Raw genomic sequence first — 14,810 nt, forward strand, 5'->3', positions numbered from 1 at the left:
CGAGAATTTCAATTTAGGGAGGCGGTCGCAAATTGCGATAACCTCTGAAATTTTCATGATTCCTTAGAATAAACGGCCAATTGGATTGTGCGCATTATATTCTTATCCTAAAGGGTAAGGGAGGGGGAGAGGAATTTGAAAAGCGACAATCTCAATGCAGATTGGTATTAATCCAAAAGGAATCATAATAGCTCTTTTACGTAGTTTAGAAGACATCGACCGCCTCAGCAAAGATATCCTCAGCTGGTTTCAATTGATTAGGATATCGCTTTAAAGATAGCGAAACGCGTCCTGGTTTTTTGCTTATTTTTTTCTGGAAAACATATTCGAAAAGAAAGCCATTCTTTTTCCTGGATCTTTGGCGGGCTTGGCGTCTGGCGATTTTTCCGGGGTTGTTTCCGGAACGGCCTCCGCTTCCAATTTGGAAATGACGCCCTCAAGAAAAGAAATGACTTTGGAAATGGAATCTGCGCTTTTTCTTTTCTTGTCCAAATTTTCTTCGTACACGGAAATCGTTTTTTCCAGCAATTCGCGGTTGAGGCTTTTTACGTCATTGACAACGTCGATCTTTTCTTCGTTTTTTAGATTTTGATAAACCTTTACAATGGTTTGCAGCGTTTGCGGAGTAACTTTCGATTTTACGTCCGGGAAATATTTTTTGATAAACTCCTTGGTGTAATCCCGGAATTTTTCCGAAAGGTCGATTTCGGTTTTATAAAGCGTATGTTGGGCTTTCATCTGATCGAGAACCGTTTGACAATACTGTTTGACCAAGGTTTTGATTTCGTTCTTGTTTTTACGGTTAAGTCCCATCCATTGGATGAACTCGCTCTTGGTGATATGGAGATTCAACGTACAATCGGCGCATTTTCTTTCCTGATATTGCAACGACTGCTCGATTTGTTTTCTTTCCACCAGCCCGATCTTGCCGTATCGGCTTTGGAAAAGAAGATAAAGTAGGTTTTTCGAAGATTTAACCGAAATCTGGCAATTTTGATAGCGCTCGTCCGCATCGACAGCGAGTTGTTCGTCCTTGCTCAGTTGCGCTTTGTTGTCTTTGAATTTGGCAAGATCGGCTAATACGCTGTTAATCGTATCGAAAACGAACTGGCCGTTGACCGTGCGCATGACTACGTCTTCGGATCGCGCGCCCGGATTGGCTTTAATATATTCCCTGACGAGCGTTTCTTTAATTTGCTCCGCCGCATGGCTGTATTCTTCATTTCGCATAGAATTATTTCCTCAAAGAAATAGCTGATCCGGCTCTGCAACGCTTATAGCGCATTATCAACAGAATACCCTCCGAGAAGATGTCTTTTCCCTCCCGGTTGGCGGAAACGTCAACTATCAGGTTGAATCATATGGTAATTGTATCTACAAAAGAAATAAATTCAAAAATTTCATTTCTTTGATCTCGCCGGGAGGGGCGGCTTCATTTTTTGTTGCGTTTTGAATCGCGGATATCGCGGATTTTTTTCGGATTTCACGGAAATATCTTTCACACAACGCGATTCCTTGCGCCACCTGTTTTCTTTTCTTTTTTTCGTGTTTTTCTTTTTCCTTTCGTATTTTCGTGATTCAAACGACGATGGCAAGAGATTCCATAAATTTCATATTGCGTATAACATGAGATAATAATTAGGCAGAAGATTGACGGGTTGCGCTTCGTTTTGAGCCTATCCTACTCAACAAAAGTGCGGATTAATGCGCCATGAAACACTCTAAACCTTTCCGTAATATTGAGTTAGAGCAGTTAAAAAATCCAGAATGCGCTAAGGAGTATCTTCAAATCTCTTTGGAAGAAACCCGCAAGGATGGCAATCGGGCCGCCTTTTTGCGCGCTTTGCGCAATGTGGTAGATGCGCGAGGCGGGGTAGTGAGTCTTGCCGAGAGGACAAATAAACCAACAAGCACGCTCTACAAGGCTATTTCCGAGGAAGGAAATCCCCGCCTTGATACGCTGGACATGATCCTAAACGATATTGGTCTGCAATTGTCCATTGATATCATTAAGCAAAACTGCGCTTAATAAAAAAATCCCCCTCCAAAATCATAAATCGACGTTTAAGGTTATTCGCTCGAAAAAACGTAGCCTAACTCCTTGTAATCATTATTCTCCCGGAAAGCCGCCGTTATTTGATCGATCAGTTGGGGATTAAGGCGCTGCTTCCATTGATCGGTTACGGCGGGATCGGGATCGCGATAGTACGATTCCCGGTCGTAATAGACGCCGTCGAGGCTGATTTCTCCCGTATGGGATTGGGCGGCGGGACGCAGCAGGCAATCGCTCCATTCCACGCCGAGAAATTCGCAGAGGGGCAGCAAAACGGCTTTCGGTTCCGCCGTGAGTTTCTCGAACAAAACAGTATTGACCCGGCTGGGACAGGCTTTGGCGGCGGCGGTTCCCGCGCGCACGCACTTTTCGATGCACTCGATGGCGTTTTCCAAGCTGACGCTGAAGGTTGGCGGCTTGATGCCCTTGTTGCGCGCTTTGACTCCTACCTGGATCATGGAGGCCACAATGGCGCGGGGATCACGGACGACGTGGATAAAATGGGCGGCGGGGAAAAGTACCAGCAGATCGCTGAAAACCAGAACGTTGAACGGCGTTTTCTCGCTTAAAAACCGCCGTCCGCGCCGGTCGGCAACAGGCAGGAGCAAGCGTTCTATGAGCGAGGCGATCCCGTCGTCGATATCTTCTTTGTTGCAGAAAACTTCCAGATTTTTTCCATCGGCGGAATGGAGAAAAGTGTTGCGCATAGTAACGATGTGGGGAAGATAGGTAAATTCCGGCCCGGCGAATATTTCGGGATGGCAATCCAGCATATTTTGCAGCAGAGTAGTCCCCGAACGGGGCGTCCCGCCGATGAAGATCAATCGTTCGCCCCGCTTTTCGCTGTTCATGGAATAGAACCTCATGCAAAATTTCATTATTCCTCCCCCAAGCCTGGGGGAGGTCAGGAGGGGGTTGCTTTAAGTCTAATAAAATCAACCCCCCTCTAACTCCCCCCAAGCTTGGGGAGAGAATTTGAAAAGCGGACTTTATTCATATTGCACGAGCCTCAAACAATGTAATCATTGCCCGCCCGCTTTGATCCATTCTTCGCTGAAATAAGCGTGTTTGATTGTTTTCAAATGGTAACTGTAAGTGACGTGCAACAATCCATCCTTGGTTTGGATGATGGACGGATAGTCGAAGCGTCCGCCGGGCGTGTTTTCAAGGTAGCGTTTCCATTTCCAGGTTTCGCCGCCGTCGTTGGAGAGTGAAACGGCAAGCCTATCGCGGGATTCTTTCGTATCGTTATATACCATCGCCAAAAGCCCATCGCGCAAGAGAACGGCTTCGATGCCCGCGCCGGGATTGGGCAGGGTAGTTTTGCTGACGGATGACCAGGTTATGCCATTATCCAGCGATTCGCTGCGCATGATGAAGCCTTCGTCGGCGCCGTCGCGGAAAAAGGCGATTAATTTCCCATCCGGCATACAAACCACGGATGGTTGAATGATACCCGCAGCGGGGACGACCTTTGAAAATACCCACGATTCCCCGCCGTCCGGCGTGATGGCCATGCCGGGGATGTCGAAATTCTCGTTGGCGAGCGGCAGCAATAGCGCCCCGTCCGGCAGAATGGTTGGATGGGCGCGCGGCATCCATCCCAAGCGGCGGTAATAGGGATTGTTCAGGCGCGAGAGCAGTTCCGAAGCGTAACGGGCGTTGGGATTGCTGCTGTCGGATTTGCGGCGCAATTCTCCGGCGATGCGGGCGGCGGTTTCGTCCAGTTCGTTGGGATGGACGACAAGAATGTTTTCTTTGTCCCACACTGGTTGCTCCGGCGTTTGATAATTGGAGGAAATCTTGTAGCGCAACAGACTGCTGCCCCACGTTTCCAAGGGAGCGCCCAGCATGGCGGTATGAAATAGCCATAGACGTTGCTGCTTGTCGACGATCAGGCAGGGATTGTTATCGGCGACTCCGAAAGTATCGGATATGACGAACGGCTCCGACCATCGACCGGCGCCTTGGCGCAGGCGGGCGGCGCCGATTCGCACGTTATCATGTTTGTCTTGATCGACAGTGTAATAATAGTCGTCCCGATCGACGCCGTTCTCGTACCAAACCGCCAAAAGATCGCCGTTAGGATATTCGACGACGCAGGAGGCGTGCACATGCCCGTGACTGACTTTTTCGGGATCGAAGATCAATTGCGAATGGAGGTTTTCTTGTGCGGAGGCGAGAGAAGAGATTGTTAGGGATGCTAATAGGGAGAGAATGATAGTGATCATAGTTTTTTCCTTTTATGTAGAATCAATCTAAGTTATCTGGTAAATATCCCAAGGATGTATCAAAATCCAATTCCCATAAACTGTTAATATAAGATGCCGCTCCATCGATATCGGGAAATAGACTCATCCGGTTAATGTTCATCTTATTTAAGTATTTAAGACATTCAATCCTATCTTTATTTGGATATTTGGTTGAGATGATGATTTTTTGGAGAATTTCTACCGTAGCTTGGTTACATTCCCAATTATTTTCGATATAAGATTCAAGATCGGACCCTGGGGGCATTTTTAAAAAAACTCCGCATTGGTTCAATAAACGATAACTTGTTTCTTTAGTGGGTAAAAAAAGTCTTGGCGCTGATTTATCGGGAGGATTTTTTATCATATTCCAACTTGATAAAAGACATAGTACAGCTCTTTTTTTTGGCGTTATGTACTCTTGATTGGGATTATGACAATTATTGTGTTCAAACGCAAAAAATAACGCGACGAAAGGTGAAAGAGTCCAATCCAGCATTGGAGTAGCAAGTCCATGCTGTTGAGCAAGCACCCACCATTCATCATCTGTAAGTTTAGGAGGATTTGCGCTTCGTTTTCCTTGAACGGCATTTTTGAAAGCTTTTAGATGAACTTCTCTGAGGGTAGGTGGACACTCAAAATATTCTGGATTTCTATCAAGTGTATAATTTGGAGTTCTTGGATATCTTTTTTCTAATCTATCCAATGTGGATTCAATTTTCCATTCAGCATTAGATTGTCCTCGATATATAAATGCAGGACAATTTGAATGATTTTCTAGAATAAAACCACTAAATTCCTCCCAAGAATTCAATTCATATTGAATAATTCCATTTACTTCCTTTGTACTATTCATAAACCACCTACGCGAAGTGAATTCAAATAAATATGAATCTATTATACCTTATCAATACAACGCCCATTCCTCCACGAACACCGGACGAGGGCCGACCGCTTTCTCGGCATAGTTCAAAAAGATCGGCGTTCGCGCTTTTACGAAGTCGCGCGCCAGCTGGGCGGCTTTTTCCCAATCCTTGGGCGTTTTATCGCGTCCCCACATCTCCGCTTCGGCGGGAACGGCGGCGCGCACTTCGTCGAGGCGTTGGTTCAACCGTTCCATTACGTGCGCTTCGTTTAGCGCCGTTTCCAGATAAGCGTTGGTTTTATTCCAAAACTTGGCTTTAAATTGTTCGTTTTTTAATGCCTTTCGAAAAATGTTCCCGATATCGGTATCGCCTGCGGCGTTCTCGAACGTGTTCTGCGCCACTTGGTAGCCGTTTATGCCTGAACCAAAGGAATATTCGACATCCCAGAGATCGAAGCGCCATTCTCCCGCCGCCGATTTTTCGCGCGCGGCGTACCAGTTGTGATGAGGCCAATCGTAGTTCTGCATCCATACGTTGAGGATGACGTAAGAGACGAAATTTTCCAGGTCAAGATATTCTAGCAAGTTCCCGTAATCCCCATCCGCCGAGAAGTCCCTGGCTCCGGTTACGAATGTCTTAAATAGATTCCATTCCTCCATATCGCCGTCGCGTAAAGCGCCTTCTACGATTACGTCATAAGCTTCTCCGCCCAAGTGTTGGCGATAGAAATCGTTATCCGTGCGCTCGGTGGGATTATACAATCCCCAATAGGTTCCGTTGATGTAGAGTTCGGCGAAGAGGCCGTCGCACGCCAGTTGTCCCATATCCATAAAAATATCGCGGCAAACCTGATCTCTGACGTTAATGACCGTAACGCGCTGCATTTCCCGGTCATACCCCCAGCTGTCGTTGAATCCAGCCCGCAGAACCAATTGATTGAAGCGCTGGACGGGATTGCCGGGAAACAGGGGATATTCCAGGCGGGCTTTGCCGTAATCGGAGCGGAAATAAAGCCGGAACGACTTTTTAGGCGAGCGGGAGCGCGAGGCGCCGCCATGAATGCGGACGCCGCAATCCTCTTGGAATCCGCGCCGTCCCTCCATCGTGAAGAATTCCACCGAGCAAACGCGCTCCCAGGCGCGTCCGTGTTGTACGGGATTGGCGTAGATGCCGGTTCGGCTGTCGAAGAGATCGGCAGGTTTGGCTACGAGAGAGAGAATAGGCAAAACCATTTTCTCCCGCATAATATACGTATTCGTTACGATATCGCTGGGGAAATAATTAGGGCGGAAAACGCGCGCGCGCACCGGCGTACTTACGTAGAAGCGAATAGGCTCAAGATAAAGCTCGCTCGTTTCCTCCGGCGGCGCGCCGTCAAGCGTATAGCGAATTTTAGTTTCCGGTTCCGGCGTGGATAATGTCAAATTGACGCTGTCGGGATATACGCCCGCCGCAACGGAAAAAATCGGCGCGGAGGCGAAGCCCGCTTTGCCGTCGGCGCCGTTCGCCTTTCCCGGCGTTGGATTGGCGAAATAAAGCCATGCCTTGCCGCCGGGAGCGCGTCCGTAGGAGATGTTGCGGCGCTGCTCGGGAAAACGAATCTCGTCCGCCGCCGTTCCGTTAGGCTGAAACAAAGCGAGATATTCGCCCTCGCGCCGCAGTTGGAAATTGGCGTGATAATTTCCTGGATCGAGCAGGCCATATCCCGTCGCCCAAATCAATAGATAAGCATCCGGTGGCAAGTCAATAACGGGCAGGCGGAATTTATACGGCGCTAAGGGATCGTCGGTCAACGCATACCCCGCCAAACTTTCCGCTTCCGTCCCTGCGTTATGCAATTCGATCCACTCGAGCGTGGATCCGTTTTCGTCCTCGGCGGAAGCGGAGGCGAGGAGTTCGTTGATTACTACGCTGCCGAATGCGGGAAAAGAAGAGAAGGCGACGAATATTAGCCATCCTATGATGAAGCCGCGTTGGTTCATAGCGAATCGTCCCTTATAATGACGTTGATGTTTATTTAACAGCCAAAGCAACGAGCTCAAGGGCAAAAAAAACCTTGCCCTTGCCACCCCCGATTCAAAATTCAAAATTCAAAATTTATAATTCATCATTCCATCCCGACTCTATCATAAATAGAAATCGGCGTCGCGTCCTAACGGCTGCGAGCGACGTTTTTGCGCTCGCAATAGGCGGCGAGACGGCATTGCGAGCATTTGGGCGAGATGGGGAGACATACGTTCTGCCCGAACGTCACTAAGAGGTCGTTAAATTCGATCCAATATTCCGGCGGCAGTTTTTCCCGCAACGCTATTTCGCTATGCTTCGGCGTTTTCGTGGCGATATAGCCCCACCGGTTGGGGATGCGGTGGACGTGGGTATCGACGCAGATGCCGGGTTTGTTGAATCCCAACGTTACGACGAGATTGGCCGTCTTGTGGCCCACGCCTTTCAATTTTAACAATTCGTCGATGCTGTTGGGAACCTCGCCGTTATATTCGTCGATCAAGACGCGGCTCACTTCTCGCAGCGTCTTCGCTTTTTGGTTATAAAAGCCAACAGGGTAAATGATGCGCGCTAGTTCTTCTTCGGGAAGCCGCAATATTCCCTGCGGCGTCTGCGCCCGGCGTTTCAGGCGGGTGAAGGCTTCCGCCGTGGTCTCGTCCTTGGTGCGCAGGCTCAAAAGGCAGGAAATCAATACGTAAAATGGATTGCGCGAATCCTCGGCGACGACGCTTACGGCTGGAGTCTTCCATTTCAAAACCTCTTGCCGTAGGATACGCACGATTTCATGGATGGAATTGTTATTCAATGGCGCGCCCTCGACGAGTTAACTCATGTTACGCAGCCTGGGAGCGCAGGCATCTTGCCTGCCTTTTGAAATACTCATCCCAGAGCGGTGAATAGGCTTAATATCTTCTGCGTTTTTGAATCACGAAAACACGAAATAACTCGAATTTCACAAAATTTACGAATCACGGATATCGCGAATTCTTTTGGATTTCATGGAAAAATCTTTCGCACGGCGCGTTTCCTTGCGCCAACTGTTTTTCTTTTCTTTTTTTCGTGGTTTTCTTTTTCCTTTTGCGTTTTCGTGATTCAAACGACGATAGATAATAGAATCCATTAATTTCTCATCGGGCGCAACATGAGTGAGTTAAGAGAAATATATAGAAAAAATTGTCCATCCTCCCGCTCTCCGAATCGTAATACGCAATAGACGAATAAAACAGACTCGCCGGAAAATGGGCGGCGGGTTGGATCGCGATCCAATTGCGTCCATAATAACGGAAATTCGGTACATCCGGCAATCCAGGATAAAGCATGAACGCTGCCGCTAAACGCATACTTTCCGCTCTTCTCCTTCTCCTTATTTTCGGACTGGCGCTTTACCTGCGCTTTTACGGCGCCGATTGGGCTTTGAAGGATAAAGTGTACAGCCCCCATCCCGACGAGAGGCATTACGAAAGCTGCGCTTCCATTATGCGTCCGCAATGGCTGAGCGCGGACGAGAGGAAATTGCCTTTACGGGAAAAATTCCGCTTGCTCTACGAGAGAAATCTCGACGCCTCGAAAATTCAGGGCGTGAGCCGGGATTACGGCAATCCAGCTTCCGTCTTCATGAGGGAGAAGCCGGGGCTGGCGCCAATCAATTACAATTATGGAACGTTTCCCCTGCATTTGTACCTGCTATATCAGGAATATCTGAAAGCCCATAGCGGCCTGGACCGGCGATGGACATTGTTGGCGTTTCCCGATTGGCTGAGCGGAATCGCCATAGCGCTGGTTCTTTTCATCGGTCTGCGCTTGTTTATTCTGGTCAGCCGCGATCTGCGGCAATCGCGGTTCCGGCCTATTCCCTGGCATAAGGACGACGAGCGCCTTTCGCTATTCTTTCCTTCCATCGTATTGCCCATCGTCAGCTTGATTCTATTTCTCTATATTCCATACCGGCTGATCGATTTTTCCCAATACGATCCCCAAAACGCATCGATTTTATTGACGGGGCGCATTTTGACGGCGTGGCTGGGGGCGTTGACGGTGTTGCTGGTTTATCTGATCGGACGCGACGCCTATAGCCGCGCGGCGGGGCTGCTGGGAGCTTTGATGCTAACTACGGCCATGCTGCACGTGCAGACCAGCCATTACATCACCGTAGACGCCATCTTGGGATTTTGGGCGACAGCGGCGGTATATTGCTTTTTAAAAATCAGCCAAAAACCGCGTTTGATCTGGTATATCCTCGGCGCTATATGCTCCGGCTTCGCCGTGAGTGCGAAGTGGAGCGGGGTTACATTGCCGGGAATTCTGCTGCTGGCTCACGCTATCGCCACTTGGGGCGACGAACGCCACGGCAAAACGGCGCGCGCTATTCATTCCTTCTGGCTTCTCGTCATGGGGACGCTATTAGCGCATTTTTATTACGCCGCTAAGTCGGTCAATCCGCCGTTGAACGTCACTCTGGCCGCTTTCCGCGATTTTTATCTGCATCATTGGATCGTTTTCGCTATTTTAAATTGGTTCTTTTTATTTCTCTCCCTAATTCTGCTTCTTGTCCGAAAATCCATAACGGGCGGAAAAACCGGCTTTTTCCGTCCCGCTTGGGATATCTACCGCCCGTGGTTGTGGCTGGGGCTGGCGATCCCCATCGGCGTGACTGCGTTCTACATCGGGCAGCCGATGGCTTATTTCGACAGCGCCGAATTCGGACGCAATATGGCGGAGCAGGCGGGCATCAACATGACCGGCGCTCGTCCCGTGCCTTATACGCAGCAATTCCGCAATACCTGGCCTTTCTTTTATTCTCTGGATAACCTCTTTTATCCATCTTTGGATTATCTCACCGCCTTTTTCGTCTTCGCTGGCTGCCTATACGCTTTCGTGCGCATCTTCACCCGGCGCAATTCCGCCGATCTGCTGCTCTCTGCTTGGGTGATTCCCAGCTTCCTGATGTACAGCAGTTTCAGCAGCAAGTTTCCCCGCTACCTTGTCATCATCTTGCCGGTGATGATGCTTATGGGCGGGCGGCTCATCGCCGATTTGGCGCGCTTGCGTTCTACGATTTATATTCCCGATATGCCCTGGCTGCGGCCGGTATGGAAGAAGGCGCTGCGCTTTGCGGGGATCGCGGGCGGCGCGGCGGCGTTGGTCTGCGGATTGATCTACGGACGGGCTTACGTAGGCATTTACGACCAGCCCCATACGCTGGTGACGGCGGGGCGCTGGATGCAGGAGCACATGCGCCCCGGTTCGCATGTTACTCAACAAAGTTGGGATGAGGGCATTACCGGCGTCCATACCGAATGGAGCGATATGATCTTTCTCCACGACCGCAATGCGGAAGAGAGCAATCCGCTGGGCCGCGTGGATTATTATACGCAAATTTTGAACAAAAACGATTACATCGTTTTGCAAAGCAAGCGCGGCTACGGATCCACGATGCGCAATCCGGATCAATATCCCGTTACCAATAAGCTGCTTCGCGCCTTGTTCGCCGAGCAGTTGGGATTCCGCATCGCCAAAGTTATTACCAATCCTCCTCATTTTTTAGGATGGGCGTTTCGCACCGACGAGGAGGACGAAACCGCCCGCATTTACGATCATCCCAAAATCGTCATCTTCGAAAAAGTCCACAAATTCGATGGGGAACAACTGCGCCGCTTGATTCTGGAACCGCCGGATTGGGTGAACCAGATTACAGACAAGGAAATCTACCGCGCGCGCGACGGCTATCCCGTCTTTATGGCTTATTGCGATCATCCGGCGCTGAGTTGGTGGCTGGCGATTCAGGTCTTGGGCTGGATCGGCTTTCTTTTCCTCTTTCCCCTTTGCGCAGCGCTGCCCGACCGGGGATACGTTGCCGCCAAAGTCGCCGGAATTGCGCTCTTCTCATGGTTGTGTTGGATCGTTGCTTCCGTGAACGTAATTCCCTTCTCGCGGATGCAATGCCTGATCGTATTTCTACTACTTCTTCTCGCCGCCTGCATCGCCGCGCGCAAACAAAGCGAAGCGCTGCTGGCTTATCTGCGCGAAAAATGGCTGCTGCTGATTGGATTAGAAGGGCTTTATTTATTGTTATGGATTCTCTTTCTCGTCATCCGCGCTTATCATCCCGCTGCGCTTTGGGGCGAGAAGCCCATGAATTTCTCCTTCATCAACGCCGTCTACCGCGCCGACGGCTTCCCGCCGGAAGATCCTTGGTTTTCCGGCTATTGGACGAATTATTACTATTACGGCCAGGCTGTTTTTTCCATTATTGGGCGATTCATCGGCGTTCCGCCGGAATATCTCTTCAACGTCGCCGGCGCCAGCGTCTCGGCCTTGGCGGGATTGTGCATCTTTTCCATCGCTTACGCCCTATGCCGCCGTACGCTTGTCTCCCTGCTCGCGCTTTATCTCGCCCTCTTCGCCGGGCATGTCATCAGTTATATCAACATCGTCAGGGAAGGTTTGGATAAGGGAGGCCCTACCATTTGGTTTTCCAAAATCAATCTTTGGGATTGCATTCTTGGCGTCAAAACCGTTTTTCATCTGATCTGGCTTTGCCTAATGTCTTATTTGGGTCTGGCTTCGGATGCGATGCTGCAAGAAATCCACTCTCTCAATTGGGATTTGATTTTCTGGCAGTCGCGCACCGATATTTTCCTAGGCAGCGTCGCCAACGAATTCCCCTTTTGGACGAATCTTTTCATGGACTTTCACGCGCACATGCTGGTGGTTCCCTTTTCCCTGACGTTCTTGATCCTGCTATACGCCTATTTTGCGCATCCGCGCAGTGATACGAATTTAGGACGCATGTCGGGTATGACCTTTTTCTTAGGATTATTGCTGGGAACGGTCATCTGCGCCAATACGTGGGATTTGCCGGGGTTGATGCTGGGATTGCTTTTTGCGACCGCCGTCAAGTTCTGGCGCGAGTCGGAATTTTTCCAGGACGGCCCGAATCGTCCCGCCTGGCTTAGCCCCGACGCTTTGCGCTCGCTGGCGCGCTTTCCTATCGGCCATTTCGCATCGGTTCTCATCCTGGCCGTTTTTCTTTATCTGCCATTCCATTTTCATTTTATTTCGCGAGTGTCGGAAGTACGCTTCATGACCGAAGGCAATACGCCGATTACCGCTTATCTTGGATTTTGGATTCATATCTTATTCCCCGTCGTTATCGCCATTTTCCTCTTGGCGGTGGTTCGCAAGGACGGCGGCGTCTCGCTTCCCCGGACGATGCTTTTCGCCGCCTTTCTCTTTTGCAGCGCCGCTTTCGCCTTGTGGTTCACTCGCGCCAATCCTTTGCATTATCCCCCTCCGCATCCTTTCGACTATCCGCCCTACGTGGGTTGGATCAAGCCGATGGATTATCGCGTCGTGGGATTATTCGCCCCTTTTCTGACGGTTTTGTTTTTCATGCTATGGAAAAAAGAGCGCGAGCCGGGAACCATCTTCGCGTGCCTTCTCGGCGTTCTCGGTCTGGGGCTTTCTCTGGGCATCGAATTTTTCTATGTGAAAGAAATTTGGTCCGAACCCCGCCATCGCTACAACACCGATTTCAAATTCAACCTGCAAATATGGCTCTATCTCTCCATCTTCGCCGCTTTGGGCATTGGGTACTCTTGGGACATCCTGAAAAGAATGGGCGAAAAGTACAAATTTTGGACGATCCAACCCTTCCGCGCCGTCTACTTGGTTATTCTGTTATTGCTCTTGGCGTTGACGCTGCCATTCGTTCTGATCGCGCCCGCCGTCGTTACCCAAACCGCCCGCGCCCATTCCCAAAGCGCGCGGGGCAATCCGCCGACGCTGGACGGCATGGAATGGATCAAGTCGGAGCGGTACGAAGCCTATGCGGCCATCAAGTGGCTCAACCGCTTCGTTCCCGGAACGCCCAACATCGTGGAACGGCGCGGCGGCGCTTATAACGACACCTCGCGCTTCTGCACCAATACCGGCCTGCCCGCACTCATCGGCTGGGCCGAATCGCCCCATATCGGCGAGCGTATTCATTTCAACAACGAACGCTACAACCGCATCCGCGCCGAAGAGGCCATCTTTGGATCGTCGGTAAAAAAAGAGGTTCTCAATCAACTTGGTTTATATGATATCGAATACTTGATCTTCAGCGATTTCGAACGGCGTCCTGCCGGCGGTCCCGCCGCGCTTAAGCGATTCGAAGAATGGGGCGATGTTTTTCGATTGGTTTATCGTTATGGCGAGACCTCCATCTTCCATATCGATAAAAACCTGAACGCCGCCTATGGCCTCGCCGCGCAATCCGCTACTCCAGCCCCGCTGCCGCCGCCCGCGAAGCGTCCGCCGGAATTTGGCGTTTCCATGTTCGAAGGCGGAACCGGCAGCGGCAACGGCCAATTCGAGGAAGGACGCGGCATGGCGCAGAACGCCGAAGGGCGCTTTTATATCGCCGATACGCGCAACCACCGCATCCAGGTCTTCAATCCCGATGGCTCTTTCGCCTGGAAATTGGGCGAGGAAGGCGATGGCGAGGGGCAGTTCCGAGAACCGAACGGCATCGCCATCGATCCCCAGACCCAAGACCTCTTTGTTACCGATACCTGGAATCAGCGCGTCGTCCGTCTCAGCAAGGATGGCCAATTCGTTGGCTCCGCTTCGTTAGGCTTTTACGGCCCGCGCGGCATCGCCTATCATCCAATATGGAAAATCCTATATATTACCGATACCGGCAACCATCAGGTCAAAGCGATGACGCTGGATGGACAATTGCAGCAAACGTGGGGAACGCCCGGCGGCGGTTCGCCGGAAGAGGCGTTCGTGGAGCCGGTGGGAATCGGCGTAATGCCCGACGGCAACGTCATCGCGCTCGACAGTAAGAATATCCGGCTAAAAGTTTATTCGCCCGATGGGAAATTGCTGCGCTTTTGGAGAGTGCAAACGGAATGGGACGGTTCCGGCGGCTTTGAAGGCCATATCGCCTGCTCGCCGGATGGAACGATCTATTTATCCGATCCCAACGAGAAATCGGTTCATATCTATACGCCCGACGGAGAATTGAGCGGCAAGATAACCTCCGACCTCGCCGGACGCCGCATGATGCGGCCGGTTGGGTTGCTTTATACAAGCGACCGGCAACTTCTCGTTACCGACCTGGCTTTAAATCGGGTTCTTCGTTTGCGTTGAAGGAAGTATATGAGGGAATGGTCAGGAATCGATTCAATTCCTTGGGATCATCCTGGGATTGCGGCAGCAGAAGAATGCGAATCGCGGAGGGCAATACGTCGTTGTAGCGTTCGTATTCTTCATTGAGAAGAAAAAAGAAGCCTTCTTCCGTTTCTTTGGGATCGTTTGGAAGCGAAACTTGAATTTCCATAGAACGCAAAGATGGAATGGCGCCGATTTCCTGCAACAATTCGTCTTTGGAGGGGATCGTTTTTTCCTTAAGAAAAATCGCAAGAAAATCGCTTAGCCGTTCGATGGCTTTTTCGTATTGCTCTCGGCGTTTGCTCATAAACACACAACCAATTCGGAATATCGAGATTCTAATTTTCTGTCGCGTATTGAATCGCGAAACCACGAAAAAACGAGAATTTCACGAATTTTCGAATCGCGGATTTCGCTGAGAAATACTATTACGCGTTATCTCTCCGTTTTTTTTGCCTTTTTTCTCGTTTTTATTTTTCT

Annotated in this window: 9 protein-coding genes; 2 read left to right on the forward strand and 7 right to left on the reverse strand. The window is 50.2% G+C overall.

Features of this window, described 5'->3' with window-relative positions; translation table 11 throughout:
* Positions 1–303 precede the first annotated feature (303 nt).
* On the reverse strand, positions 304–1,230 hold the full coding sequence (locus tag AB1656_25670) for a hypothetical protein (GenBank protein ID MEW6238787.1): 927 nt from the start codon (positions 1,228–1,230) through the stop codon (positions 304–306).
* A 481-nt stretch (positions 1,231–1,711) separates the two neighbouring features.
* Between AB1656_25670 and AB1656_25675 the strand changes: the two genes are divergently transcribed.
* Positions 1,712–2,029 (forward strand): transcriptional regulator, encoded by a 318-nt coding sequence (locus AB1656_25675; GenBank protein MEW6238788.1) that lies wholly within the window; start codon positions 1,712–1,714, stop codon positions 2,027–2,029.
* Positions 2,030–2,070: 41 nt separating this feature from the next.
* On the opposite strand, the gene AB1656_25680 is transcribed toward AB1656_25675, so the two are convergent.
* From AB1656_25680 to nth, 5 genes are all read right to left on the reverse strand, one after another.
* Positions 2,071–2,904: a sulfotransferase gene (locus AB1656_25680; protein MEW6238789.1), complete on the reverse strand. Its 834-nt coding sequence runs from the start codon at positions 2,902–2,904 to the stop codon at positions 2,071–2,073.
* A gap of 171 nt (positions 2,905–3,075) precedes the next feature.
* Positions 3,076–4,284 (reverse strand): sialidase family protein, encoded by a 1,209-nt coding sequence (locus tag AB1656_25685; GenBank protein ID MEW6238790.1) that lies wholly within the window; start codon positions 4,282–4,284, stop codon positions 3,076–3,078.
* Positions 4,285–4,306: 22 nt separating this feature from the next.
* The gene (locus tag AB1656_25690; GenBank protein MEW6238791.1) at positions 4,307–5,158 is read right to left on the reverse strand and encodes an FRG domain-containing protein; all 852 of its coding nucleotides are present in this window, start codon (positions 5,156–5,158) and stop codon (positions 4,307–4,309) included.
* 51 nt (positions 5,159–5,209) lie between these two features.
* Positions 5,210–7,150: a CotH kinase family protein gene (locus tag AB1656_25695; protein ID MEW6238792.1), complete on the reverse strand. Its 1,941-nt coding sequence runs from the start codon at positions 7,148–7,150 to the stop codon at positions 5,210–5,212.
* A 170-nt stretch (positions 7,151–7,320) separates the two neighbouring features.
* Positions 7,321–7,977, reverse strand: a complete 657-nt coding sequence (gene nth / locus AB1656_25700) for an endonuclease III (protein MEW6238793.1) — start codon at positions 7,975–7,977, stop codon at positions 7,321–7,323.
* 512 nt (positions 7,978–8,489) lie between these two features.
* Here nth and AB1656_25705 point away from each other — a divergent pair.
* A complete protein-coding gene (locus AB1656_25705; protein ID MEW6238794.1) occupies positions 8,490–14,309 on the forward strand; it encodes a DUF2298 domain-containing protein in 5,820 nt (1,939 codons plus the stop codon).
* Here the strand turns inward: AB1656_25705 and AB1656_25710 are convergent.
* Positions 14,269–14,637 (reverse strand): hypothetical protein, encoded by a 369-nt coding sequence (locus AB1656_25710; GenBank protein MEW6238795.1) that lies wholly within the window; start codon positions 14,635–14,637, stop codon positions 14,269–14,271. The genes AB1656_25705 and AB1656_25710 overlap by 41 nt on opposite strands.
* Between the last annotated feature and the right edge of the window lie 173 nt (positions 14,638–14,810).

The sequence above is a fragment of the Candidatus Omnitrophota bacterium genome, assembly GCA_040755155.1.
In the GTDB taxonomy this organism is placed as follows: domain Bacteria; phylum Hinthialibacterota; class Hinthialibacteria; order Hinthialibacterales; family Hinthialibacteraceae; genus JBFMBP01.

What these genes read in the sequence shown, in the direction of transcription:
- AB1656_25690 (MEW6238791.1), bottom strand. Translation starts at nt 5,158, where the DNA reads ATGAATAGTACAAAGGAAGTAAATGGAATTATTCAATATGAATTGAAT.
- AB1656_25680 (MEW6238789.1), bottom strand. Translation starts at nt 2,904, where the DNA reads ATGAACAGCGAAAAGCGGGGCGAACGATTGATCTTCATCGGCGGGACG.
- AB1656_25675 (MEW6238788.1), top strand. Translation starts at nt 1,712, where the DNA reads ATGAAACACTCTAAACCTTTCCGTAATATTGAGTTAGAGCAGTTAAAA.
- AB1656_25670 (MEW6238787.1), bottom strand. Translation starts at nt 1,230, where the DNA reads ATGCGAAATGAAGAATACAGCCATGCGGCGGAGCAAATTAAAGAAACG.
- AB1656_25705 (MEW6238794.1), top strand. Translation starts at nt 8,490, where the DNA reads ATGAACGCTGCCGCTAAACGCATACTTTCCGCTCTTCTCCTTCTCCTT.
- AB1656_25710 (MEW6238795.1), bottom strand. Translation starts at nt 14,637, where the DNA reads ATGAGCAAACGCCGAGAGCAATACGAAAAAGCCATCGAACGGCTAAGC.
- AB1656_25685 (MEW6238790.1), bottom strand. Translation starts at nt 4,284, where the DNA reads ATGATCACTATCATTCTCTCCCTATTAGCATCCCTAACAATCTCTTCT.
- AB1656_25695 (MEW6238792.1), bottom strand. Translation starts at nt 7,150, where the DNA reads ATGAACCAACGCGGCTTCATCATAGGATGGCTAATATTCGTCGCCTTC.